This is a genomic window from Burkholderia sp. Bp9143 (genome assembly GCF_003853645.1).
Lineage (GTDB): Bacteria > Pseudomonadota > Gammaproteobacteria > Burkholderiales > Burkholderiaceae > Burkholderia.
The window spans coordinates 149006-173114 of the sequence record NZ_QTPO01000001.1; the positions used below are offsets into that span (position 1 = coordinate 149006).

18 protein-coding genes and 1 pseudogene are annotated in these 24109 nt (G+C 66.1%); 12 read left to right on the forward strand and 7 right to left on the reverse strand.

What is annotated here, in order from left to right; translation table 11 throughout:
• Nucleotides 1-53: 53 nt before the first annotated feature.
• The 3 genes from DIE23_RS00770 to DIE23_RS00780 are packed head-to-tail and all read left to right on the forward strand — an operon-like array spanning nt 54 to nt 4863.
• Nucleotides 54-2957: a TonB-dependent siderophore receptor gene (locus DIE23_RS00770; RefSeq protein WP_260435913.1), complete on the forward strand. Its 2904-nt coding sequence runs from the start codon at nt 54-56 to the stop codon at nt 2955-2957.
• 42 nt (nt 2958-2999) lie between these two features.
• On the forward strand, nt 3000-3794 hold the full coding sequence (locus tag DIE23_RS00775; RefSeq protein WP_124610346.1) for a hypothetical protein: 795 nt from the start codon (nt 3000-3002) through the stop codon (nt 3792-3794).
• 31 nt (nt 3795-3825) lie between these two features.
• Nucleotides 3826-4863 carry an ABC transporter substrate-binding protein gene (locus DIE23_RS00780; RefSeq protein WP_124610347.1) on the forward strand — a complete coding sequence of 346 codons (1038 nt, stop codon included), beginning with the start codon at nt 3826-3828 and terminating at the stop codon, nt 4861-4863.
• Nucleotides 4864-5002: 139 nt separating this feature from the next.
• Here DIE23_RS00780 and DIE23_RS00785 read toward each other — a convergent pair whose 3' ends face one another.
• Together DIE23_RS00785 and DIE23_RS00790 are read right to left on the reverse strand one after the other, a co-directional pair.
• Nucleotides 5003-6400 carry an ATP-binding protein gene (locus tag DIE23_RS00785; protein ID WP_124610348.1) on the reverse strand — a complete coding sequence of 466 codons (1398 nt, stop codon included), beginning with the start codon at nt 6398-6400 and terminating at the stop codon, nt 5003-5005.
• Nucleotides 6387-7073: a response regulator transcription factor gene (locus DIE23_RS00790; protein ID WP_124610349.1), complete on the reverse strand. Its 687-nt coding sequence runs from the start codon at nt 7071-7073 to the stop codon at nt 6387-6389. The genes DIE23_RS00785 and DIE23_RS00790 overlap by 14 nt, the downstream gene beginning before the upstream one ends.
• 136 nt (nt 7074-7209) lie before the next feature.
• On the opposite strand from DIE23_RS00790, the gene DIE23_RS00795 reads away from it, so the two are divergent.
• The 5 genes and pseudogenes from DIE23_RS00795 to DIE23_RS40795 all read left to right on the forward strand — a co-directional run.
• Nucleotides 7210-7887, forward strand: a complete 678-nt coding sequence (locus DIE23_RS00795) for a response regulator transcription factor (protein ID WP_124610350.1) — start codon at nt 7210-7212, stop codon at nt 7885-7887.
• Between the two features lie 122 nt (nt 7888-8009).
• Nucleotides 8010-9533 carry an efflux transporter outer membrane subunit gene (locus DIE23_RS00800; protein ID WP_124610351.1) on the forward strand — a complete coding sequence of 508 codons (1524 nt, stop codon included), beginning with the start codon at nt 8010-8012 and terminating at the stop codon, nt 9531-9533.
• The gene (locus tag DIE23_RS00805) at nt 9530-10738 is read left to right on the forward strand and encodes an efflux RND transporter periplasmic adaptor subunit (RefSeq protein ID WP_124610352.1); all 1209 of its coding nucleotides are present in this window, start codon (nt 9530-9532) and stop codon (nt 10736-10738) included. The genes DIE23_RS00800 and DIE23_RS00805 overlap by 4 nt, the downstream gene beginning before the upstream one ends.
• A complete protein-coding gene (locus DIE23_RS00810; protein WP_124610353.1) occupies nt 10735-13860 on the forward strand; it encodes an efflux RND transporter permease subunit in 3126 nt (1041 codons plus the stop codon). The genes DIE23_RS00805 and DIE23_RS00810 overlap by 4 nt, the downstream gene beginning before the upstream one ends.
• A pseudogene (locus tag DIE23_RS40795) lies at nt 13860-13983 on the forward strand (IS3 family transposase); the annotation flags it as partial. The gene DIE23_RS00810 and the pseudogene DIE23_RS40795, both read left to right, overlap by 1 nt.
• Before the next feature lie 260 nt (nt 13984-14243).
• Here DIE23_RS40795 and DIE23_RS00815 read toward each other — a convergent pair.
• The 4 genes from DIE23_RS00815 to DIE23_RS00830 are packed head-to-tail and all read right to left on the reverse strand — an operon-like array spanning nt 14244 to nt 19203.
• Entirely contained in the window at nt 14244-15767 is a 1524-nt protein-coding gene (locus DIE23_RS00815) for an efflux transporter outer membrane subunit (protein WP_185646363.1), read from the reverse strand.
• The gene (locus DIE23_RS00820) at nt 15764-16840 is read right to left on the reverse strand and encodes an HlyD family secretion protein (protein ID WP_124610354.1); all 1077 of its coding nucleotides are present in this window, start codon (nt 16838-16840) and stop codon (nt 15764-15766) included. Before DIE23_RS00820 ends, DIE23_RS00815 begins: the two co-directional genes overlap by 4 nt.
• An 11-nt stretch (nt 16841-16851) precedes the next feature.
• Nucleotides 16852-18477 carry an MFS transporter gene (locus DIE23_RS00825; RefSeq protein ID WP_124610355.1) on the reverse strand — a complete coding sequence of 542 codons (1626 nt, stop codon included), beginning with the start codon at nt 18475-18477 and terminating at the stop codon, nt 16852-16854.
• 51 nt (nt 18478-18528) lie between these two features.
• Nucleotides 18529-19203, reverse strand: a complete 675-nt coding sequence (locus DIE23_RS00830; protein WP_124610356.1) for an antibiotic biosynthesis monooxygenase — start codon at nt 19201-19203, stop codon at nt 18529-18531.
• Nucleotides 19204-19628: 425 nt separating this feature from the next.
• Between DIE23_RS00830 and DIE23_RS00835 the strand changes: the two genes are divergently transcribed.
• Nucleotides 19629-20561 carry a LysR family transcriptional regulator gene (locus tag DIE23_RS00835; RefSeq protein WP_124610357.1) on the forward strand — a complete coding sequence of 311 codons (933 nt, stop codon included), beginning with the start codon at nt 19629-19631 and terminating at the stop codon, nt 20559-20561.
• Here the strand turns inward: DIE23_RS00835 and mug are convergent.
• On the reverse strand, nt 20522-21052 hold the full coding sequence (mug, locus tag DIE23_RS00840; protein ID WP_124610358.1) for a G/U mismatch-specific DNA glycosylase: 531 nt from the start codon (nt 21050-21052) through the stop codon (nt 20522-20524). The two genes, DIE23_RS00835 and mug, sit on opposite strands and share 40 nt — an antisense overlap.
• A 149-nt stretch (nt 21053-21201) precedes the next feature.
• Between mug and DIE23_RS00845 the strand changes: the two genes are divergently transcribed.
• The 3 genes from DIE23_RS00845 to DIE23_RS00855 all read left to right on the forward strand — a co-directional run bounded on the left by DIE23_RS00845 (nt 21202) and on the right by DIE23_RS00855 (nt 23887).
• The gene (locus tag DIE23_RS00845; RefSeq protein ID WP_124610359.1) at nt 21202-21588 is read left to right on the forward strand and encodes a hypothetical protein; all 387 of its coding nucleotides are present in this window, start codon (nt 21202-21204) and stop codon (nt 21586-21588) included.
• Entirely contained in the window at nt 21585-23450 is a 1866-nt protein-coding gene (ilvB, locus tag DIE23_RS00850; RefSeq protein ID WP_124610360.1) for a biosynthetic-type acetolactate synthase large subunit, read from the forward strand. Before DIE23_RS00845 ends, ilvB begins: the two co-directional genes overlap by 4 nt.
• Nucleotides 23451-23587: 137 nt before the next feature.
• Nucleotides 23588-23887 carry a helix-turn-helix transcriptional regulator gene (locus tag DIE23_RS00855; RefSeq protein ID WP_124610361.1) on the forward strand — a complete coding sequence of 100 codons (300 nt, stop codon included), beginning with the start codon at nt 23588-23590 and terminating at the stop codon, nt 23885-23887.
• Nucleotides 23888-24109: the final 222 nt, after the last annotated feature.

Below are 24109 nucleotides of genomic sequence, written 5' to 3' on the forward strand. Positions count from 1 at the left end.
CGCCCGTCGCGACCGGATCGAATACCGATATCAATAGCAACCTGGAGGAGACCGTGATCAGAAAGACGATGGTGGCAATGGCCGTCATGGCGATGTTTTCCCCGGCGCTCTACGCGCAGGCCGACGGCGGTTCGCACGCGGATGCCCAGGTGCAGCAGCGCGGGCAGGCGAAGAATTATGCGCAGTCACTGGTGGAGCGGACGGTCGCACTGCATCCGGAGCTCGTCGAGCTGGACCTGCACATGCGCCCCCCCGGCGAGTCGGAAAGCATCATCGTCGCAGCGAAGTCCGCGAAGCGGATCGGCACGAAATCGGACCGCGACGATCTCGATGTGGTGAAGACCGGCACGCCATTCGTCGAAATCAACAAGCGGGCGGACCAGAACGTCGAAGTGCATCTGCCGTTGCTCGACGTCACGCGCAAGGTGATCGGCGAGCTCGAGGTGACGTTCCCGTATCCGCCCGGATCGGGGCTCGACCAGGATGCGCTGATCCGCGCGGGCGCGGTGATCCGTGACGAGTTGAGCCGGCAGATTCGCTACGGCAACGAGCTGTTCGATCCGGTGCTGACGAACACGGGCATTCCGCCCAATCCATATGCGCAGGCGCTCGTCGACGACGTGATCCGCAAGCGTCGCGACGTGATGGCGCTCGCGATGCATGTCGCGCGTCCGGGCGGGGGGGACGCGCCGATCATCGCGTCGAATATCGGCCGCATCGGCAAGCCCGCCGACGCGGACGATCGCGACGTGATCGAGACCGGCAAGACGCATCTTGCGGTCGGCCGCGACGGCGATCGTCTCGAGGTGGAGTTGCCGCTGCAGGATGCGTCGGGCCGGACCGTCGGCGCGCTCGCGGTCGTGATGCCTTACCGCGCGGGCGACGAGCAGGCCACGCTCGTGAAGAAGGTCGAGACGATCCGCGACGAACTGCGCAAGCGGATCCCCGACGCCGCCGCACTATATGAACCGAAGCGGCTCGAAGCGGCGACGTCGGTGGTCGCGGCCGGGCTCAACGAGGAAGCGCTCGGCAACAAGGAATCGCTGCCGATGACGAAGGAAGTGATGGGCGCGGGGACCTTGCAGACCGCGCAGGAGGGCGTGACCGACGCGGTGAAGAACCAGGCCGGCGTCACGCCGACCAACTCGTCCGGCAGCCCGGCCGATGCGGCGAGCATTCGCGGCATCAAGGTCAACCTGTTCGCGAACTACCGGCTCAACGGCGGCCTGCCGACCGCGAACGTGATGTCGGTGCCGGCGGAGAACAAGCAGCGCGTCGAGACGCTGAAGGGCGCGAACGCGCTGATGTTCGGCGTCGCGAGCCCGGCCGGCATCATCAACATGGTGACGAAGCGCGCGCCGATGGACAAGGACGTCGCGTCGCTCGCGCTGCTCGGCAATTCGTTCGGGCAGATCGGCGTCGCGGCCGACGTCAGCCATCGCTTCGGCAGCGAGAAGCAGTTCGGCCTGCGCGTGAACGCGTCCGACACGCATCTCGAGAACGGCGTGCACGGCGCGTCCGGGCGCGGCTGGTTCGGCAGTGTCGGCGCCGACTGGCAGGTCACCAATCGCCTGCACTTCCAGTTCGACGTCGAGACCTTCCGCAAGGAGGTCGTCGAGCAGGGCAGCATCAGCCTGCCGACGGCGGTCAACGGGCACATTACGCTGCCGCGCGTGCCCGATCCGCGCAACCTGCTGTCGGGCCCATGGGCGGTGTTCTCGGCGAAGACGACGAACCTGCAGGGCCGCGTCGACTACGACATCGCGCCGGGCTGGAAGGTGCTCGCCGAGATCGGCCAGTCGGATTCGGATCGCTCGCGCTTCACGACGCGGATCGGCGGCTACAACGTATTTACGGGTGCGGGCGGCATCGCGACCGTGAACGAGGTGACGCAGGTCTATTTCAACAAGTACAAGCGGGCGGAGCTGCTCGGCCAGTTCGCGACCGGCCCGCTCACGCACGACATCACGTTCGGCGTGTCGCGCAGCGAGCGGATCGCGGAGACGCCCGCGCAGAACACGATCGTGCTGCCGGTGCGCGTCAACATCTTCGATCCGATCGCGCTGCCCGCGCCGGTGCCGACGAAGCCGGATACGTCGCTGCCGAAGCAGGTCAACGCGGATACGGGCCTCTATACCTACGACGTCGTCGGCATCGGCGCGAAGTGGAAATTTCTGCTCGGGTTCCGCGAGAGCCGGTCGTCCGCGAACGACGGGTTCGTGTCGTCGGCGAGCTGGGTCGGATCGCCCGCGTTCGGCATCCTCTACGACGTGCTGCCGACCACCACGCTGTTCGCCAGCTACATGAAGGGGATCGAAGACGGCGGCGTCGCGCCGGCGAACGCGAAGAATGCGTACCAGGTCCTCGCGCCGGCCGTGTCGACGCAGTATGAGTTCGGCGTGCGCGACCACTACTTCCGGTGGCTGCAGGTCAGTGCGTCCGTGTTCGACATCAAGCGCGCGAACGCGGTGACGAATTCGGTCACGCAGATTTTCGCGAACGACGGCACGATCGAATACCAGGGCGCTGAAGCGGTGCTCACGCAGGACATCACGCGCCAGTGGTCGGTGTCCGAGGCGATCCAGTACCTGCATGCGGTGCAGAACCCGGTGAACGACATGACGATCAAGGGCCGCACGCCGGAAAACACGCCGAAGTGGATCGGCAACGTCGCGCTGACGCACCGGCCGTCCTGGCTGCCCGGCCTGTCGCTGACGGTGCGCGCGTCGTTCGTCACGAAGCGCCCGGTCAATCCGCAGAACCAGGGCTACATCCCGGGCTACACGATCTACTCGCTCGGCGCGAGCTACTCGACGCGGATCGCCGGCAAGCATGTCGATTTCAGGGTGGCCGTCGACAACCTGTTCAACAAGCGCTACTGGAACTCCGTGCAGACCGGCACGCTCGGTACCGGCATGGACCGTAGCGTGAAGATGCTCGCCAAGATCGATTTCTGACGCGCCAATCGCCATCCACCATTCGCCTTCGACGAGACCATCATGAAGCTCATTTCGATTCGTGCATTCGGGCGCACCGTCGCCACCGCCGTTGCGCTGACGGGCGCGCTTCAGGCCGGCGCGGTGCATGCGGCGGCGCCGTCCGACACCGCCGCGCTGTCGCTGATCATCACGTACCAGACGACGCCCGCGAACCGGCCGGCGCTGCGCCACGAACTGGCGCAGTCGACCGCGCGCGAGCTCGCGCGCTGGAAGCACGACGGGCGCATCCGGCAGTACAGCCTGCTGTTCAATCGCTATGCGGACGCCGATAACTGGGACGCGATGGCCGTGCTGACGTTCGCGTCGCCGGACGATCTCTATCGCTGGCGCACGATCGAGCAGGCACGGCCGGCGGCGCTGTCGGGCAAGGCGCTCGCGGTGACGACCGCGATCCGCACGACGCCGGTGGATACGAAGCGCGCGGAGATGCCGGGCAAGCCGGCGGCAAACGCGGTGTACGTCGTGATTCCGTACAAGACGATGGTGTCGGCGGGCGAGTACGAGCAGTACGCGGACAGCTACGTGATCCCGCAGTTCGACGGATGGCGGGACGAAGGCGTGCTGTCCGGCTACGCGCTCTTTACGAGCCAGTTTCCCGCGGGCCGGCCATGGAACGCGATGGTGGTCCTGCAGTACAGGGACGAGGCCGCGCTCAGCGCGCGCGAAGCCGTGGTCGCGAAGGTGCGCGAGCGCCTGAAGAGCAATCCGGAATGGAAGGCGATCAGCGACAGCAAGAAGAACGTGCGGACCGAGGAGCAGGTGGTGATCGCCGACCCCGTCGCCGTGAATCAATGAACATGAAGCATTCGCTCCGATGGAACATCCGATGAAAAAACTCACTGCCGCGCTCGTCTGCGCATGCGTGCTGGCCGGTCACGCACGGGCCGCCGATCCGTCCACGCCCGCCGCCGGGGCTGCCACCGTCACGCCGCCGCGCATCGTCCTGCTCGTCGACGAGATCAAGGCGATCCGCAACTTCCCCGTCGTGCTCGCCGAGCGTCTCGGCTACCTGAACGACGGCAACGCGACCGTCACCGTCATGAACATTCGCGACGACGTGTCGACGGCCGAGATGCTGAAGGACGGGCGCGTCGATGCGGTGGTCGCGTACTACCATCACAACGTCGTCAACCAGGCGCAAGGCATCGACACGGAAGCGGTCGTCACGCTCGGCGTGACACCGGGCGCGAAGGTGCTCGTCGCGAACCAGGCAAGGGAGAAGTACCGGAGCGTGGCCGATCTCAAGGGCGCGCGCTTCATCGCGGGCGGCGCGGGGTCGTCGAAGAGCACGGTCGCCAACGCGCTCGTGCTGGCCGGCGGTCATGCGATCGGCGACTACATGCGGCTCGGGACCGACGGCAAGGAGAAGAATGTCGATGCGCTGCGCAACGGCGCCGCCGATTTCGTCGTCGCGCCGACCCCCGATGGCGACGTCTACGAGTCGAAGGGCGTGGCCTCGGTGTTCGCGGACCTGACGTCGGTGGACGGCACGCGCCAGGCGCTCGGCGCGCTGTTCCCGTCGAGCACGGTCTACATGTCGAGCGCGCGCGTCCGTGCGCATCCGGAGATTGCGCGACATCTGGCGGATGCGTTCGTGCGCACGCTGCAGTACATCAACACGCATGCGCCCGAGCAGATCATGGCCGTGATTCCACCGGAGATCGTCGGCAAGGACCGCGCCGCATACCTGAAGGTGCTGAAGGAAGAGATCCCGATGTTCGCGAACGACGGTCGCATGCCGGACGACGGCGCGACCCGGGAATGGCAGGTGCTCACCGCGGCCAACCCGGCCTACGCGTCGGTGAAGGTCGACCGGACTTACACGAACGCGTTCGTCGAAGCCGCGCTGCGCGCGCGACAGTGAGCGAGCGCACGTGCTGGCGCGTGTCGCGGCGCCTGTGCGGGCGGGCGTCGATGCTCGCCTGCAATCCTGTGCGTCGTACCGTGCCTGACGCTTGAGCCTCGAAGGATATTGAAAGGCCAGAGCGTCGGCACGTCCGGCTTCACCGGCGCCGTGCTGTCCGGCTCGCGGCCGCTTCTCCGCGCGCGCGTGGCGCATGCAACGTGACGCTGCAGCCGACGTCGACGTCGTTGAAGCGCAGCGTCATCCCGTGCATCGTCGCGATCGCGGCAGCGAGACTGAGCCCGAGGCCGCTGCCGGCCGTATGGCGGCTCGTCTCCGCGCGATAGAAGCGTTGCAGCACCGCCTGCCGCTCGTCCGGCGCGATGCCCGGGCCGTCGTCGGCGATCGTGATGCCGACCCCCGCCGAATCGCGAAACGGCTGGATCGACACGTGGCCGCCGTCCGGCGCGAACTTGATCGCGTTGTCGACGAGATTGGCCAATGCCTCGAACAGCAGGTTGCGGTCGCCACGCAATTCGAACGAAACATCCGGCGCGCGCCGATAGTCGAGCGTGATGCGCTTGTTTTCGGCGGTCGGTTCGTAGTACTCGACGACGTCGTCGGTGACGGTGGCGAGATCCACGAGGGCGAAATTCTGCTGTCGTGCGTGCGATTCGATCTCGGAGATGCGCAACAGCGCATTGAACGTGTGCAGGATGCTGCCGGCCTCGGCGATCGTGTCGTCGATCGCGGCGCGATAGTCGGCCTCGCTGCGCGCGCGCCGCTGCGCACGTTCGAGCCCCGCGAGCAGGCGCGTGAGCGGCGTGCGCAGGTCGTGCGCGATGGCGTCGCACACGCCCTTGACCTCGTGCATCAGCCGCTCGATCTCGTCGAGCATGCCGTTGACGACATGCACGAGCCGCCCCATGTCGTCGTGTTTCGTATGGACCGGCAGCCGCTGGCTCAGGTTGCCGGACACGATCTCCTCGATCGAGCGCGTGACGGCGTCGAGCCGCCGCACCGCGCCGACGCCGACGAACGCGGCGCCGACGAGCCCCGTCAGCAGCATCAGCAGCCCGGCCGTCACGAGCACGTGCAGCAGTTCCTCGTCGAAGTGGTCGAGCTCGCGCGTGTTCTGGCATTGGAGCGCGGTGCGGCCGTCCGGCAACCGCGCGGCGATGCAGCGGCCTGGAACGTGGCGCTCCCCGCTCACGGTCAGCCGCATCGAGAACGGCTTGTCGAAAACCGGGATCGGCGGTCGGTCGCCCATGTAGCCGCCCGCGACGTGCTTGCCCTGCGCGTCGAACAGGCCGAACGGCCGCTGCTGGCGCGGATCGAACTGGCTCTGGTGCGTGAAGCGCGCGGCGAGGTCGGCGTTGGCGTCGCGCACGGTGGCGGCGTGTTCGCGCACGAGCCAGTCGTCGACGCGTTCCGTCTCGAAGCCGGTGATCTCGACGTACAGGTACGCGAACAGCACGAGCGACACGATGCCGAACATCGCGAGGAACAGCGTCGCGAGCCGGAAGCTGGTGGTGCGATGGAGGTCAGTCAGTTGCACGGAGCGTATATCCCGAGCCGCGTACCGTTCGGATCAGCGACAGCGCGCCGGTCGGATCGAGCTTCTTGCGCAGGCGGCTGACATGCACGTCGATCACGTTGGTGCGCTCGTCGAGGCGATAGCCCCAGACGGCCTCGAACAGCATCGTGCGGCTCACGGTCTGGTCGGCGTGCCGCATCAGGAATTCGAGCAGCAGGTATTCGCGCGGCAGCAGCGCGACCGGCCGCCCGGCGCAGGTGACTTCGCGCGTCAGCAGGTTGAGCGACAGCGGTCCGACCTGGTAGGCGTGCTCGGCGCTCGCGGGCGCGTCGCGGCGGCGCATCAGCGCGTCGAGGCGGGCGGTCAGCTCGATGAAGTCGAACGGCTTCGTCAGGTAGTCGTCGCCGCCCGCGCGCAGGCCGCGCACGCGCTCGTCGACCGCGGACAGCGCGCTCAGGATCAGCACGGGCGTGGTCACGCCGGCGCTGCGGATCGCCGCGAGCATGCCGAGCCCTTCGAGGCCGCCGGGCAGCATCCGGTCCAGCACGATCGCGTCGTACCGCTTCGCGACCGCGAGCATGAGGCCGTCGCGGCCCGTCCGCGCGGATTCGACCGCCCAGCCGTAGTCGGTGAGCGCGGAGACGATTTCGTCGAGGGTCTGATGATCGTCTTCGACGACCAGGAGTGTGGGCATCAGGAATCCGCCAGGGAAGGGGCATCGGCTCGCCGGCCGCGCGCGAAGCGTAAACTAGGCGCTGGCAGTATGCACCGGCTTGTCCAACATCCGGTTCGCGCCAACATGAAATAAATTTAACCTAATTCGTTCCAGCATGCGGATCCTGATCGTCGAAGACGACGCGCGCGGCGCGCAGTTCATCGCGCGCGGCCTGACCGAGAGCGGCCACGTCGTGGATACGGCGGGCGACGGCGCGCTCGGGCTCGCGCTTGCGCGTGAGGGCATCTACGACGTGATCGTCACCGATCGCAAGCTGCCGGGGCTCGACGGCATCGAGCTGGTGCGGCGCCTGCGCGAGCACGATCGCGCGACGCCGGTGCTGATGCTGTCCGCGATCGCGGGCCTGGGCGACCGCGTCGCCGGGATCCACGCCGGCTGCGACGACTACCTTGCCAAGCCCTACGCGTTCTCCGAGCTGCTGGCGCGCGTCGAGGCGCTGGCGCGCCGAGCCGATCGCTCGCGGCTGCAAGACGAACTGCGCGTGGCCGACCTGTCGCTCGACCGCCGCACGCGCCGCGCGAGCCGAGGCGGCCGCGACCTGCAGCTGCAGCATCGCGAATACCTGCTGCTCGAGTGCCTGATGCGTCATGCGGGGCAGGTCGTCACGCGCGGCATGCTGCTCGAGGCGGCCTGGGACTACCAGTTCGAGCCGCGCGGCAACGTGATCGACATGCACATGCACCGGCTGCGCGGCAAGGTCGACCGCGATTTCGCGCAGCCGCTGATCCATACCGTCGTCGGCGCCGGCTACATGGTGCGCGCGGGCGATTGAGCCGGCACGCGGCGCTCGCCGCGCACGCCGCCGCGCATGAAATTTATTTCATCTTCGAGCGAAAGGCCGGACAGGAACGCGTCGCTATCCTCGTCGCATCATAGTCGCGAGGGAGTCGCTTCATGCTTCGGTCGAACGGTTCGCCGCCCCGGCGCGCCGCATCGCACAGGTCGTTTCGAGGCCGGGCCGCCGCCACGTTGCTGGCGGCTTCGCTTGCGCTGGCAGGCTGCTCGTTCGTGCCCGCCTACCAGCGGCCGGCGCCGGCCGCGCCCGCCGCGTGGAACGATGCCGCGCAGGCGTCGCTCGCCGGTACCGTGCCGGTGGCGAGCGGCTGGTGGCGCGCGTACGGCGACACCGCGCTCGATGCGCTGGTCGAGCGCGGCCTGCAGCACAACTATTCGCTCGCGTCGGCGCTTGCCAGTGTCGACGAGGCACGCGCCAACGCGGAGAAGGCCGGCGCGCCGCTCTATCCGTCGCTGTCGCTGAACGGCACGTTCGATCGCAGTCATCGCCGCGGCGGCAGCAGCGGTTCGTCGGGCTCGGGAAGTTCGAGCCGCAGCCAGAGCCTGTTCGCCGAGGCGAGCTACGAGATCGATTTCTGGGGCCGCAACGCGGCCAACGCGAACGCGGCGGGCATGCTCGCGCAAGCCGCGGGCTTCGACCGCGACACGGTCGCGCTGACCTTGACCGCCTCGATCGTCGATACCTATTTCCAGGTGCAGAGCCTGCGGCAGCGCGTGGCGCTCGCGCAGTCGATCTCGGCGAATGCCGCGCGCATCCTCGCGTTGCTGCAGGCCCAGCAGGCGGCGGGCGTCGCGACCGAGCTGCAGGTGCAGCAGCAGCGCAACGCGCGCGCGAGCTTCGACGCGACGATCCCGGCGCTGCGCCAGCAGCTCGGGCAGAACCTCCATCTGCTCGCGACCCTCGTCGGCGCGGTGCCGGAAGGCTTCGACGTCGCGGCGGTGCCGCTCGCGGGCATCGCGGTGCCGCAGCCGCGCCCGAACCTGCCGGCCAGCCTGCTCGACACGCGCCCCGACATTCGCGCGTCCGAAGCGCGCTTGCAGGCGGCGAACTACGACGTCGGTGCGGCACGCGCCGCGTTCTTTCCGAACCTCGTGCTGACGGCCGACGGCGGGCTGAGCAGCAGTGCGCTGTCGCATTTCCTGTCGAGCCCGTTCGCGAGCGTAGCCGCCGCGTTGACCGCGCCGATCTTCGACGGCGGTGCGCTGCGTGGGCAACTGCACGCGACCGAGGCGGCGTCCGCGAAGAGCGTCGCCGACTACCGGCAGACGATCGTCACCGCGCTGCAGGACGTCGAGGACATGCTGAGCGCCGCGTCGCAGCAGCAGCAGGTCGAGACGGCCGATCAGGAGGCCGCCGACGCAGCGGGCAAGGCCGCGCAACTCGCCGAGGCGCAGTACCGCAGCGGCACCGTCGATTTCCTCACCGTGCTCGATACGCAGCGCACGCGCTACCAGTCCGACGACGCACTCGTGCAGACGCGCCTGGCGCGGCTGCAGGCCTCCGTCGGCTTGTTCCGCGCGTTCGGCGGTGGCTTCGGCGTGACGGAACGCACGCCGGCCGTGGCCAGCGCGACCGTTCCCGCCGCGCTGCCCGACACTTCATCCCATTCCCCCGCGCCATGAATCACGCCGCCGATCTTCCTCCGCAACAACCGCCGCGGCACGGCCGCCGCCTTTCGCCGGGGTTCGCCGTCGGCGCTGCCGCCGCGCTCGCACTCATCGTCTGGTGGCAGTGGCCGAAACACGCGGCGCATGCCGCCGCGCCGGCCGTGCCCGTCGTCGCCGGCCGTCCGGTGCTGGCCGATTTCCCGATCCGCGCCGTCGCGGTCGGCACCGTGCAGGCGCGCAACGCCGTCGACGTGAAGGTCCGCGTCGATGGCCAGTTGCAGCGGGTGCTGTTCGCGGAAGGACAGGACGTCAAGGCCGGGCAGGTGCTCGCGCAGCTCGACCAGGGGCCGCTCACTGCCCAGTTGCACCAGGCGGAGGCGACGCAAGGCAAGGATCAGGCAAGCCTCGAGAACGCAAGGCTCGATTTCGACCGCTATTCGAAGCTCGTCGGCATCGGCGCGGCGACGACGCAGAGCGTCGATACGGCGCGCGCGCAGGTCAAGGCGCTGACGGCGACGGTCGCGGCCGATGCGGCGATCGTGCAGAACGATCGCTTGCAACTGGGCTTCACGACGCTGATGGCGCCGTTCGCCGGGCGCGTCGGCGCCCGCGAGGCCGACCTCGGCGCGATCGTGCATCCGGGCGACGCGACGGGCATCGTGACCGTCACGCAGATGGAGCCGATCGACGTGCAGTTCTCGGTGCCGCAGGACGTGCTGCCCGACGTGCTGGCCGGCCAGCAGAGCGCGCCGCTGCCCGTGTCCGTCACGGCACGCGCGGGCGGCGCGCCGCTCGCGCAGGGCACGTTGAGCTTCATCGACAGCCAGGTCGACCGCACCACCGGGCAGATCAGGCTGAAGGGCGCATTCGCCAACACCGATCGCAAGCTGTGGCCGGGCGAGCTCGTCAACGCGCAGGTGCTGCTGCGCACCGACCGCCAGCGGCTCGCGGTGCCGAGCCGTGCGATCGTCAACACGCAGGCGGGCCCGCAGCTCTATGCGATCGATGCGTCGGGCAAGGCGCAACTGCGCGCGGTGCGGACGGGTGCCGCGGTCGACGGGATGACGGAGATCGTGAGCGGCGTCGCTGCCGGCGATCTCGTCGTGTTCGAAGGACAGAGCCGCCTCAATCCGGGCACGCCCGTCGCGGCGAAGCGCGTCGACGCGCGCGATGAAGCCGCGGCACCCGCGCCGGCCGCCACGCTGGATGCGTCGTCATGAGCCTGCTCGAACTGTTCATCCGCCGGCGCGTCGCGACGTCGTTCCTCGCGCTCGCGGTGCTGCTCGTCGGGCTCGTCGCGTACTTCATGCTGCCCGTCGCGCCGCTGCCGCAGGTCGATTTTCCGACCATCCAGGTCGTCGCGAAGCTGCCGGGCGCGAGCGCGGACACGATGGCGACCTCGGTCGCGACGCCGCTCGAGCGGCAACTGTCGAACATCTCCGGCATCACGCAGATGACGTCGTCGAGCTCGCTCGGCACGACCTCGATCGCGATCCAGTTCGATCTGTCGCGCGACATCAACAGCGCGGCGCAGGACGTGCAGACGGCGATCAACGCGGCCGGCGGCACGCTGCCGAAGAACATGCCGAATCCGCCGACCTACGAGAAGGTCAACCCGGCGGACTTCACGATGCTGTCGCTCGCGCTGACCTCGCCGTCGCTGACGCTCACGCAGCTCGACAGCTATGCGGAGAATTTCCTCGCGCAGCAGATCTCGCAGATGCCCGGCGTCGGCCTCGTCGATTTCCACGGGCAGCAGCGCCCGTCGGTGCGGATCCGCCTCGACCCGGACAAGCTCGCGGCGCGCGGGCTCACGCTGGAGGACGTCCGCTCGATCGTCGGCGTGCAGACCGTCAATGCGCCGAAGGGCAACCTCAACGGCCCGGACCGCTCGGTCGTGCTCAATGCGACCGACCAGCTCACGTCGGCGGCGAGCTACCGCAATCTGGTCGTGGCCTACAAGAACGGCGCACCGGTGCGGCTCGACGATCTCGGCACCGTGGTCGAGGCGGCGGAGGACACGCAGCAGGCCGCATGGCTGCAGCACGAGCGCGCGATCATCATCGACGTGCACAAGCAGCCGGGCTACAACGTCGTCCAGACGATCCGCAATATCACGGCGCGCCTGCCGCAGCTCGAGGCGTCGCTGCCCGCGGCCGCGCACGTGCAGGTGGTCGGCGACCGGACGCAGACGATCGACGCGTCGGTGCACGACGTGCAGTTCACGCTGATGCTGACGATCGCGCTCGTCGTGATGGTGATCTTCTCGTTCCTGCGCAACGTCTGGGCCACCGTGATTCCGAGCCTCACCATCCCGCTGTCGCTGGTCGCGACGTTCGGCGTGATGGTTCTGCTCGACTACAGCCTCGACAACCTGTCGCTGATGGGGCTCACGATCGCGGTCGGCTTCGTCGTCGACGATGCGATCGTCGTGATCGAGAACGTGATGCGCCACATCGAGGAGGGCGTGCCGAAGATGCGTGCCGCGCTGCTCGGCGCGCGCGAGGTGCGCTTCACGATCGTGTCGATGACGATCTCGCTGATCGCCGTGTTCATCCCGATCCTGATGATGGGCGGCATCGTCGGCCGCCTGTTCCGCGAGTTCGCGGTGACCGTCAGCGTCGCGATCGTGATGTCGGCGCTGGTGTCGCTGACCGTCACGCCGATGCTGTGCGGCTGGCTGATTCGCCCGCCGGGCTCGGACGGCGGCCGGCTGCGCACGCTCGAACGCTGGCTCGAGGTCGCGTTCGTCGCGGTCGAGCGCCGCTACGAGCGCGGCCTCGACTGGGCGCTCGCGCATCGCAAGACGATGCTCGCGGTGACCGTCTCGACCGTCGCGCTGACGGCCGCGCTGTTCGTCTCCATGCCGAAAGGCTTTTTCCCGCAGGAGGATTCGGGGCTGATCATGGGCGTCGCACAGGCCGCGCCGGACATCTCGCCGCAGGCGATGGCGCAGAAGATGCAGCAGCTCGGCCGCATCGTCGAGGCCGATCCGGCCGTCGACAACACCTATTACTGGATCGGCCCGAATCCCACCGTGAGCCAGGGGCGCGTGATGATCAACCTGAAGCCGTTCGGCGTGCGCACGGCGAGCGCGGCGCAGGTGCTCGCGCGGTTGCGGCCGAAGCTGGCGAAGGTGACGGGCATCACGCTGTCGATGCAGGTCAGGCAGGACATCCAGGTCGGCGGAAGGATCAGCGCCGCGCAATACCAGTACACGCTGCAGGACGCGGACGTGCAGGAGCTGAACCTGTGGGCGCAGCGCCTGACGAAGCGCTTTGCCACGCTGCCGCAACTGACCGACGTGACGTCCGACCAGCAGGCGTCGGCGACGAGCGCGACGATCGTGATCGACCGCAACACCGCGTCGCGCTTCGGCATCACCGTGCAGGCGATCGACGACACGCTGTACGACGCGTTCGGCCAGCGCCAGATCGCGACGCTCTTCACGTCGCTGAACCAGTATCACGTCGTGGAGGAGGTCGATCCGGCCTTCCAGTTGACGACCGACGCGCTCGCGCACCTGTACGTGCGTTCTCCGCTGACGAACGAACTCGTGCCGATGAACGTGCTGGTGAGCATCGAGAACAACGTGTCGCCGATCTCGGTCAACCACCAGGGGCTGTTCCCGGCCGTGACGATCTCGTTCAATCTCGCGCCGGGGCAATCGCTCGGCAACGCGGTCGCGGCCATTCGCGCGGCGGAGGCGGCCGCGGGCAAGCCCGACACGCTTTCGGGCGCGTTCCAGGGCACGGCGCAGGCGTTCCAGGCATCGCTCGCGAGCGAGCCGTATCTGATTCTCGCCGCGCTGGTCGTCGTGTACCTCGTGCTCGGGATGCTGTACGAGAACCCGATCCATCCGCTGACGATCATCTCGACGCTGCCGTCGGCGGGCGTCGGGGCGTTGCTTGCGCTGCAGCTCTTCAGGCAGGACCTGTCGATCATGGGCATGATCGGCATCATCCTGCTGATCGGCATCGTCAAGAAGAACGCGATCATGATGATCGACTTCGCGCTGGTGGCCGAGCGCGAGCAGGGCCTCGCGCCGGCCGCGGCGATCCGCCAGGCCTGCGTGCTGCGCTTCCGGCCGATCATGATGACGACGCTCGCCGCGCTGTTCGGCGCGCTGCCGCTCGCGATTGGGCATGGCGCGGGCGCCGAGTTGCGCGTGCCGCTGGGCATCGCGATCGTCGGCGGGCTGATCCTGTCGCAACTGCTCACGCTGTTCACGACGCCCGTCGTCTACCTGTATTTCGACCGGCTGGCGCGGCGCTTCGAACGCGGTGCGGGGGACGACGATTCGTTGCTCGAGCCGGTGGCGGAGACGGAGCGGTTGCCGTGACGGCAACCACAATTGCCTTCGATGACATGGAGATGTTCTACAACCCCATTTCGCCGGCACGGTTTCGCCGGCGACTTGTCACCTGTAGCGTTTGAGCGGCGCAACGCACGCCATGGCTCGTGAGTGTCCATGAAGCGCTGGCCGGTCCAGCGGCTTGTAGGGAGTCTCCCGAATCGAGTAGTGCCCATCGGTACAACTTTGCGGGCGTTTTGTCGGAAACTTTCTCGACGCCGCTTTGCCGGCGACGCATTGCAGCGGATCCTGGATTGCCGCTGGGGCAAATATGGGTAGGCTCGTCGGTCAATCGCTTCCTTATCGAGTTCCCCTTGTCTCCAGGAGAGAAGGGAACTCACTGGCCGGATGGCTACAAGAAACGCCTCGGCTCAGCTCGGATACGCCGATTCCCACCCACCCCCGAGTGCCTTGCAAAGCGTGACGAGATTCGTATCGGCGGTCGCCTTGCTGCGCTCGAGATTGCTCTGCGCCTCGAGCAGTTGCTTCTGCACGTTCAGCACGTCGAGATAGTCGGCCGCGCCTGCCTTGTACCGTTGCCGAGCGATCGCGAGCGCGCGCCGGTTCAGGGACACCACCGTGACGAGGCGATCGCGCCGGCGCTGTTCGGCGTCGTAGACGACCAGCGCATCGTCAACCTCCCGCCACGCGACGAGCACGGTGTGTTGGTAGTTGATCGCGGCTTCCTGTTGTTGTGCCTCGCGCAAGTGGAGCATGCCCTTCAGACGTCCGCCCTCGAAGATCGGAAGCGTAATCGACGGTCCCACGACGAACTGACCGGATGCCCAGTTGGCGAGGCTCGAGAGCTGAAGGCTCTGGAATCCCGCGCTGCCATTCAACGCTATGCGCGGATAAAAGTCGGCTTTCGCCATTCCGATCGACGCGGTGGCGGCATGCAACCGCGCCTCCGCTCGTCTGATGTCCGGCCTGCGCTGCACGAGTTCGGACGGAAAACCGATCGGCACTTTTTCAGGAAGCGGCGGAACGGCGCGCGGCTCGCCGAGCGTCTGCCGCAGCGCACCCGGTTCCTTCGCGAGCAATACGCCCATCGCGTTGATCGTGGTCTCGCATTTCGATTCGAGCGTCGGAATCAGACTTTCAATCGACTCGACCTGCGCGGACGCATTGGCGACATCCAGGTCCGTCGTCACGCCTTCCCGCACGCGGACTTGCGTCAGCTTCACCGCGTCGCGAGCAATCTCGAGGTTCTGTCTCGCGATCTGGAGCTGCGACTGCGTGTCGCGCAACTCGATATAGTCACGCGCGAGCTCGGCACGGGAAGACAGCAAGACCGCATTGCGATCCTCGTATGACGCATCCGTCAACGCGGTTGCCGCTTCGACACCGCGTCGAGCCCGGCCCCAGATGTCGATCTCCCACGATGCATCCAGGCCGACCTGGTACAGGTTGTAAGCCGGCGAACCCTTGGATCCCGGCAGCGGCGCCACGCCGAGCGGCGTGCTGCCCGCGGCCGATTGCGGCTGAGTTTGCGTCGGCGTGACGCCAAGCAGCGACAAGATGCCGTTCTCGCTTCCACGCTCGCGGTTGTACGACGCGGCGCCGTCGAGCGTCGGATATTCCGCCGCACCCGCAACGCGCTGTTCGGCCCGGCTTTGCCGCAAACGCGCCGACGCCGCGGCGACGTCGAGATTCGCGCCGGCCAACTGATTTTCCAGCGCGTTCAACATCGGATCGTCGAACAGCGTCCACCAATCCGGACTGAATTGCGATTCGACAGGCTTGCTCGATGCTTGCGCGGTTTCCGTGCGGTTGAAGACGTCGGGTGTCGGTGTCCGCGGACGTTCGAAGTCCGGGCCCAGGGTGCATCCCGCCATCACCAGACTGGCGAGTATCGCCAGGACCGCCTCACGGACGGAGATTTCGCTCGTGCTCACTTCCCGTTCCCTCCGTTCGCGGGTGCATCGCGAAGGTCGCCGACGGCCACTTCCGCTTCGACCGAAAGCCCCACGCTCAATGCGGATGCCGCCTGCTGCCCGCGGTCGATCGTGATCTTGACGGGCACGCGCTGCACGATTTTCGTGAAATTGCCCGTTGCATTGTCGGGCGCGATCGGCGCGAAGCTCACGCCGGTAGCGGGCGCAAGACCGTCGACATGGCCTCGAATCACGACGCCCGGAAAGCTGTCGACCTTGATACGAACCCCCGCGCCTCGCCGCATGTCGGTGATCTGGTTTTCCTGGAAGTTGGCAACGACATAGGCGTCCGAGAGCGGGACGATCGCGAGAATCGCCGCGCCGGGTGTCACGAATGCGCCGACCCGCGCCGAACGCCGCCCGACCTTGCCGTCGACCGGCGCGCGGATCTCGGTATAGGACAGGTTGAGCGTGGCTTGCTCGAGCGCCGCCTCGGCCCGCGCGAGCGCGCCGGCCGCCTTGTCACGCTGGGTGCGCAGCACGTCGAGGTTCTGCCCGGTTGCCGTCAACGCGGCCTGGTCGTGGGCCTGCTGCGCAAGTTGCTCGTCAAGGGCGCTCGACGCGCGCTGTTGCTCCTGCGTCGTTCCCGCACCGGCTTCCGAAAGGCTCTGGTAGCGCGACGCGTTTGCTCGCGCAAACGCGATACCCGCCTGATCGGATCGCAGCGTCGCGCGAGCCTGCTCGACGAGCGAAGGCTGCCGCGCGATCTCGGCGTCATAGTTTGCAACGGCCGCCCTGGCCGCCGCGACGTCCGCCTGCGCGCTCGCCAATGCTGCCCGGAAGTCGCGATCATCGATGCGCACCAGTAACTGGCCAGCCTTTACCGACTGGTTGTCGCCAACCGGCACGTCGGAAATCTGACCGGCGATGCGTGGCGCCACGAGCGTGAAATCCGCCTGCACATAGGCATCGTTCGTGGCTTCGGTACCCGGCGCGGAGAAGCGGCTTGTACAGGCCCATACGGCAATGCCGACCACAACGGCCGCGGCGGCAATGCAAGCAATCTTGAGAGGAGAACGGGTGAGAGTCGACATGATTTCGTCCCTTAATGGGGCGCGGCTGGTGTAGTGCTCCACGGCGGATAGATCCGCACGGGCAATACCGGAACAAGGAGAAGGAGGGCAACGGCGACACCCGCCATGACCCGATAAAGATCCGCTGAAGTCAGGACCCATGCCTGCTCGTGGATCCGGTGTGCGAGTTCGCCCAGGCCATGCGCGGCGTCGATACTCTGGCTCGTCACCAGCGGGTTGTTGCCCAGATGGTCCACCAGCACGTTCGAATGAAAGCGCTCACGATCGGTGCCCAGCCCTTCGATCAGGGCCGTTGCCGCAGCCGCGGAGAACGCCTTCAACGAGTTGAACATCGCCGACGCGAAAGGGCCTTCCGTTGGCGGCAGGCCGGTCGTGACGCCCATCAGGATCGACAGGATCACCATCGGCTGGGCCACGATCTGCAACGACTGAAGCAGGTAGAAGTTGTCGCGAATCCACTCGGAGGTCATGAAGCTCCCCATCAGACACGTCGCGACCATGAGACACAGCCCGATACCCAGGACCCATCGGCGGTCAACCTGACGAAGGTTCAGCACGGCCGCCGTCAACGGCAGCGTAATCAGGAGCGGCACCGCAACCAGCAACGACAGGGGGGCCGTCTGCAAGGCACGGTAGGTGTGAACCCGGGCGAGATACTGGCCGGGTATCGCAGCGACGCCGACGAGCAACACCACGGCGCCCGCGAGCGTCAGGAGGCCGTGCGCGAAGTTACGGCGGCCCAGCATCTGCAACTTGAAAAAGGGCAGCGGGTGAAACCATTCGTTGACAAGGAATGCCACCAGCAACAGCGCGCCCCCGGCAAACATCGCGCAGATGAACCCGGAATCGAGCCAGTCCAGGCGATCGCCTTGCAGCAGCCCGATCACGAGCATGGTAACGGCCGGATATCCGGTGAGGAATCCGATCCAGTTGAATGAAGCCAGTCGTTCGAGTTTGAGCGGATCCGCTGGAAGCCCGAACTGGATCGCGACACAGCTCGCGACGCCAAGCGGCACGATCTGAAGAAAGGCCATGCGCCAGCTGACATACTCCGTCCACAACGCCGCGAGCGGCGTGCCGAGCGCCGGCCCGACGGTTGCTGTGAGCGCATAGCCAGCGAGCCCGTACAGCTTGACCTTCGGCGGCAGGTAGCGCAGCGCCACGACGATCAGCATCGGCGGCAGGCATCCGCCGGCGATCCCCTGCAGAACACGCAGCACGTAAAGCGCAAGCAGGTTCGGTGCGAACGGGCAGAGAACCCCGAGGAGCAGCGTGGCGAGCACGGCGCCGATCGTGAATCGCTTCAGCGTGAAGGTGATCCCGAACCACGGAGCAAACACCATCGTCGCGACGTTGGTCGCTTCGAACAGTACGGTCAGCCACGTCCCGTCGTCATGTCCGATCGACAGCGCGCCCTGAATATCGGCCATCGCCGACGCGGTGACCTGTTCGTTGAGTATCGCGAGCAGGGATGCAAACAGCATCCCGATCAGGCCGACAGCGACACGAAGCGACAGTGTCGCCTGCTTGGAGGCCGGTTGTCCCCGCGTCTCCGGCTCTTGCAACGGAACGCGCGCCGACGGTCGCGCGAGGGTCGATTCGGCTGTTCCGGTCGTGACAGGGTTGGCGGTGCTCATAAGGGGGGCGGGCTAACGGCAGATCGAATCGGCATCGGCGTACGGTGTGCGTCATGCATGAGGACGCACCGCCTCGAAGTATTGAGGTGCTTCCCGACGATCGAACATGCCGTACTCGCGAACGATGCGGATATGCCGAAGGCGCATGCCCTGCGGCAGGTTCGCGTCGCGTTCGAATGCGTCGGCGGCGGCCTGGTCGCGCCACGTCGCCACCACGATCACGTCACCCGGCGTCAACAGCGCGTCGAACGCGTCCCATGCGACGAGCCCGGGTGCCTCCCGGTCGAGTCCCAGCAGGCCGGCCACGGCTTCCGCGCCGGCCTCCTTGGGCCAGTGCGGTGCGCACGTCGCATCGAGCAGCGTCACTGCCGTGCCGGCGCCCACCTCCGTGACGTCCAGACGCTGTTCCTGCAGGACTTGTCCTGCGGGCACGCACGTATCCTTGACGACCTGGCCGATGCGCAGGTGGTAGTCGGAAAATATCCGATCGCGCGCCGCTTGCTGCACGGTGTGGTGCTTCGTCGACGTACGCCAGCGCACCAGCGACTTCTCGTCGCGCCAGCTCGACAGCGACAGGAGCCATCCGTCACGCGTCAGGCTCGCATAGCGGGTGTTGTCGACGAATCCGTCGATCTTTTCGAGTTCGGGCCGAAGCATCTTCGCCATGCCGAGATAGGCATCGAATTGTTCGGGTATGGGCGCCACTTCAAGCATTGCGGAAAACATGATGGGGACTCTCGTTCGGTTACGGTGCGACGTGATGTGGAAAACGCTCGACGCCGGTGACGCGGGCCGCTCTTCCGGCGTGTCGCGACCACCTGATGATGAAGATCATTGTCGGAGATGGCGCGACTTTCCCAAAGCGTGAGCGAGTCAGGTTTTGGGCCAATGAGTGAGCAAAATCTGCCACGGCGACGACAGATGCCGTCACAACCGTCGTAACCCGAAAGAGTCTTTTTCTGTCCGGCCGATATGGCGAGCCTCGCTGACGACGCGCGGCACACGTGGCCGCTTCATGCCGACTCGAAATGGACCGATAGCGGCCATCCTGACGCACTTTCGTGCCACGTGATGTTGTGAAGGGTCATCTGGCCGGACGCCACGCATACAATCGCGATGCACGGATTCGGTCGGTCAGGTCGGGAGTCGGAATGGACAAGTTGCGCGAGATGGAAGCCTTCGTAGCCGTCGTTGATCGAGGCAGCTTCACCGCCGCATCGGAGAAGCTTGGACTGTCGACCGCCGCGGTCTCGCGGGCGGTCCATGCGCTGGAAGCCCGCATTGGCGCACAACTGCTAGCACGCAACACGCGCGTCATCCGGGTGACGGATGCGGGCACGGCATACGCCGATGCCTGCCGCAAGGTGCTGGACGTGATCGCGGACGCCGAGATGAATATTGCCGTCGATCACCAGAACCCGGTGGGCACGTTGACCATTTCGGCGCCAGTGCTGTTCGGCCAGCGATTCATTGCGCCGCTCGCGAATGCCTTCGTGCGGCGTTACCCCGATGTCGGCATCAACGCCGTGTATATCGACCGAGCCACGCGCCTGCTCGAGGAGGGCGTCGATATCGCCATCCGGATCGGCCACCTGGGAGACTCGTCGATATTCGCCGTTCCATTGGGTTTTGTGCGGCGGAGAACGTACGCGGCGCCCGACTATCTCGCCGCACATGGGGAACCCGTTCATCCGCGAGACCTGATCCATCACGACTGCGTGTCATGCACGGGTGTCTCGCTGCCGTTCGAGTGGGTGTTCGACGACAACGGTTCGCGGGTGCCGGTCCGGCTTCGGCCGCGGATGATCGTCGACCTGGTTCCCGCTGCCGTTCTGGCTGCCGTCGATTGCGTGGGGATGACGCAGTTGCTGTCGTATCAGGCGGCGCCCGAGGTGCTCGACGGCAGGCTTCAGCCTGTCCTGACGGATTTCGAGCCCGAGCCGATCCCGGTGAACCTGCTTCATGTCGAGCGGCGAGGGGCCAGCGGCAAGGTGCGGGCGTTCGTGGATTTCGTTACCGAGACACTGCGCAACAACGCACAACTTCAAGGCGTGGACGCGACGGCAACGCGAAATGCCCGGTAGGCGGCCACCAGCGCATCGAGGTCGAACGCCCTGTTCAGGCCACTTGGATTCGGCAGGACCCACGCGCGCGCACCGCCGAACGCATCGGGTTGCGGCCCCCACTGAATCTCGCGCTTGCCTGACATGGCAGCCAGCGCGATTTTTCCAAGAAAGGCGATGTATCGGGGCGCATAGTGTTCGATCTTCCGCTCGAAGTCGGATGCGGCCGTCGCGATCTCCGAGCGCGACAGCTCGTCGGCCCGCGCCGTCGGACGCGAAACCGCCGTGGTGAGGCCGCAACCATATCGAAGCAGCGTGCGATCCTGTTCGGGACGAATCTGTTCGGGAGAAAACCCCGCGAGGTGAACGACACGCCAGAACCGATTGCTTCCGTTCGCGAAGTGGTGGCCAATCGATGCCGAACGAAGCCCCGGATTGATGCCGCAGAATATGACCGACAAGCCCGGCTCGAGAATATCCGGTAGAGGCTGGGGCGTATCGGCGCGATTCACGGATGCCAGTGTCCTTGGTGACTGATCTGCGTGTCCGGGCAGGAAGGTGCCGTTGCGAACCGAGCACAAACCGGCGCGCCGGGCCGCAGTAACGTGGGTTGCGGCAGCTTACCGCAAGGATCGGATCGCAGGGGCACGCGGTCCGGTAATTGACTTTTTCCGCTTTGGAAGAAAGCCGAACGCAAGCGTTGTCTGCATTTTTCTCGATCGTCGCTGGCCGACCACGCATCGGCGCGATGCGCGACGTCACGATTCGTCGTGGCCCGGATGCGGCCCATTTTGGCCTTCAAACACGCTTCATGGGCAGGCGGGCAAGTTCGATCGTGGGCAAAATGTTCCTCACCCACCTTCGCAATTCTTCCAGGCGCGCACTCAAGAAAGTGCTGGATGGACCGGGCCGGATACGGAAAACCCGTCGGCGCAATCGTCCACAAACTGGTGTCGAACATACGCTGTTCTCGAGTTGGAAGGGACATCCCTCTTTGATCCAGGTTGCTGACGCCGTCAGCGCCGGTTTCCATGCGAGTCAGCCATGACCCAAAACCCGAGCGTTACTTCGCAAGTCCTTCCGCAGCCGCCTCACGCCGACGAATTGATGTCGGGTGCCGACATCATCCTGCGAGTACTCGAGGAGCAGGGCGTCGATACGCTGTTTGGATACAGTGGGGGCGCAATCCTGCCCACCTACGACGCCGTGTTTCGTCACAACGAACTGAACAAGGAAAACCCCGAGCGCCAGATCCGGTTCGTCGTGCCGGCCAATGAACAGGCCGCAGGCTTCATGGCTGCCGGTTACGCACGTGCGAGCGGCAAGGTCGGCGTGTTCATGGTGACGTCCGGCCCCGGCGCGACGAACGCGGTGACCCCGATCGCCGACTGCAACGGTGATTCGGTTCCCGTCGTGTTGATATGCGGACAAGTGCCTCGCGCCATGATCGGCACCGATGCGTTCCAGGAGGCGCCCGTCTTCAACATCATGTCGGCGTGTGCAAAGCAGGTATTCCTGGTGACCGACCCAGCGAAACTGGAACAGACACTGCGCAGCGCATTCGAAATCGCGCGCACCGGCCGTCCGGGGCCGGTTGTCGTGGATGTGCCCAAGGACATCCAGAACTGGACGGGGCCCTATCTCGGACACGGTACCTTGCAGTTTCGCGGGTACTCGGATCGTCTTCGCATGGTGGCAAGGGGCGCTCGTCTCGACGAGGGCAAGCGCGCCGAATTCTTCGATCTCCTGGCGCAAAGCAGGCGACCGCTGCTGTACGTGGGCGGCGGCATTGTCGCGGCCGACGCAACGGCGGAACTGCGGCAGTTTGCGGAGCGCTACAGGATTCCGGTCGTGACCACGCTCATGGGCCTGGGCGCGATGCCGGCGAGACACGAACTGTTGCTTGGCATGCTGGGCATGCATGGTGCCGCCTGCGCGAACTACGCGGTCGAAGACTGCGACTTCCTGATCGCGGTGGGCGCCCGATTCGACGATCGGGTGGTTGGCGGCCGTCCCGAACGGTTCGCGCCGGGCGCGCGCCATGTTGCCCACATCGACATCGACGAGGCGGAGATCAACAAGGTCAAGCGAGCGCAGTGGAGTCACGTGGGCAATGCGAAGGACGCGTTGCTGTCATTGATGCGGGATGACCGTGTCGTGCCAATCCCCTCTGACTGGCTCGACCGTGTGGCGGAACTCAAGCGTGGCCACGGGATGAACTACGACCGGAACAACGCGGCGATTCAGCCGCAGTTCGTGATCGAGAAGCTTGGCGAGATGACCGGCGGGCGGGCCATCGTCACGACGGGCGTCGGCCAGCATCAGATGTGGGCCGCGCAGTTCTTCGATTTCGTCGAGCCGCGCAGCTTTCTGACGTCCGGCAGCATGGGGACGATGGGTTTTGGGCTGCCCGCGGCGATCGGCGCGCAGCTGGCGCGGCCGGATGCCCTTGTGATCGATATCGACGGTGACGGCAGCATCCGGATGAATGTCGGCGAACTGGAAACGGCGAGTACGTATCGCGTTCCCGTGAAGGTGCTGGTCCTCAACAATTGCGGTGACGGGATGATCCGGCAGTGGCAGCGTCTGTTTTTCGATGGCCGGATGTTCGTGAGCGACAAGGCGCTGCATCGCAAGGATTTCGTGATGGCGGCACAGGCCGACGGGTTTGAATTTGCCCGTCGCGTTGAAGCGACGAGCGAGCTTGAGGACACGCTCCGGGCATTCATCGAGTTTGATGGACCCGCCTTTCTCGAAGTGATGATTGACCCGAACGCCGACGTGTTCCCGATGGTGGGGCCGGGTCAAAGCTACTCGACGATGGTTACGGGGCCGTTTATCCCGGCTCGGCCTGGCCAAGGAGGAGAAATTCAGGATGCAGGGAGCCAGCACGGCACGGACATGTTCTGACGATGTCGCGTTCTGGAACAGCGGTGCTGGAAGCGGGCGTTGGCGTGGAATAGTTTAATCAGCGTCTTGCATTTCATTTGCCACCGCGCGCTTTGCTCCGTTTCATCAACTTCGATTCCAATCCTTGATTGCACATCATGTTTGATACGAATCTGATTCATAAGGCCCTTGCGAACCCCTTTCGGCGTGAAATCCTGGGGTGGCTGAAGACGCCGAACGAGGTGTTCGCGCGGGGGCCGCTCGACCTTCGTCATGGCGTTTCGGCGAATGCGATTCATGCGCGCAGCGGTCTATCACAGTCGACCGTATCGGAGCATATCGCGACGTTGATCGACGCCGGGCTTCTCGTTTCGACTCGAGTGGGCCAGTGGATTTTCTTGTCTCGGAATGAAGAAGTGATACGCGCATTTGGCAAGCACGTTTACTTGCACCTGTGACGAGCGGTCGAGTCAATCGTGATGTAGGGCTCGATCGGGCGTCCGCTACGCGAGCAGTGACTTGCGGTGCGGTTTGGCGCCAAGCGGCAGGCACGACCTCTTCAATACTTGAGCGTTCGTGCTTGCGTCCGGCGGAAGAGTGCGATGGGATTGGGCCGGGTGAACCATCGCTTCGGAAGGCAGATCTCGTGTGTGCGTGTTTTTTTTGCAATACTGTCGCGA

Bases quoted from the DNA above. Each gene is read 5' to 3' on its own strand.
- DIE23_RS00820 (WP_124610354.1), bottom strand. From the start codon at position 16,840: ATGTCGACTCTCACCCGTTCTCCTCTCAAGATTGCTTGCATTGCCGCC.
- DIE23_RS00795 (WP_124610350.1), top strand. From the start codon at position 7,210: ATGCGGATCCTGATCGTCGAAGACGACGCGCGCGGCGCGCAGTTCATC.
- DIE23_RS00800 (WP_124610351.1), top strand. From the start codon at position 8,010: ATGCTTCGGTCGAACGGTTCGCCGCCCCGGCGCGCCGCATCGCACAGG.
- DIE23_RS00835 (WP_124610357.1), top strand. From the start codon at position 19,629: ATGGACAAGTTGCGCGAGATGGAAGCCTTCGTAGCCGTCGTTGATCGA.
- DIE23_RS00855 (WP_124610361.1), top strand. From the start codon at position 23,588: ATGTTTGATACGAATCTGATTCATAAGGCCCTTGCGAACCCCTTTCGG.
- DIE23_RS00780 (WP_124610347.1), top strand. From the start codon at position 3,826: ATGAAAAAACTCACTGCCGCGCTCGTCTGCGCATGCGTGCTGGCCGGT.
- DIE23_RS00805 (WP_124610352.1), top strand. From the start codon at position 9,530: ATGAATCACGCCGCCGATCTTCCTCCGCAACAACCGCCGCGGCACGGC.
- DIE23_RS00810 (WP_124610353.1), top strand. From the start codon at position 10,735: ATGAGCCTGCTCGAACTGTTCATCCGCCGGCGCGTCGCGACGTCGTTC.
- ilvB (WP_124610360.1), top strand. From the start codon at position 21,585: ATGACCCAAAACCCGAGCGTTACTTCGCAAGTCCTTCCGCAGCCGCCT.
- DIE23_RS00825 (WP_124610355.1), bottom strand. From the start codon at position 18,477: ATGAGCACCGCCAACCCTGTCACGACCGGAACAGCCGAATCGACCCTC.
- DIE23_RS00790 (WP_124610349.1), bottom strand. From the start codon at position 7,073: ATGCCCACACTCCTGGTCGTCGAAGACGATCATCAGACCCTCGACGAA.
- DIE23_RS00775 (WP_124610346.1), top strand. From the start codon at position 3,000: ATGAAGCTCATTTCGATTCGTGCATTCGGGCGCACCGTCGCCACCGCC.
- DIE23_RS00830 (WP_124610356.1), bottom strand. From the start codon at position 19,203: ATGTTTTCCGCAATGCTTGAAGTGGCGCCCATACCCGAACAATTCGAT.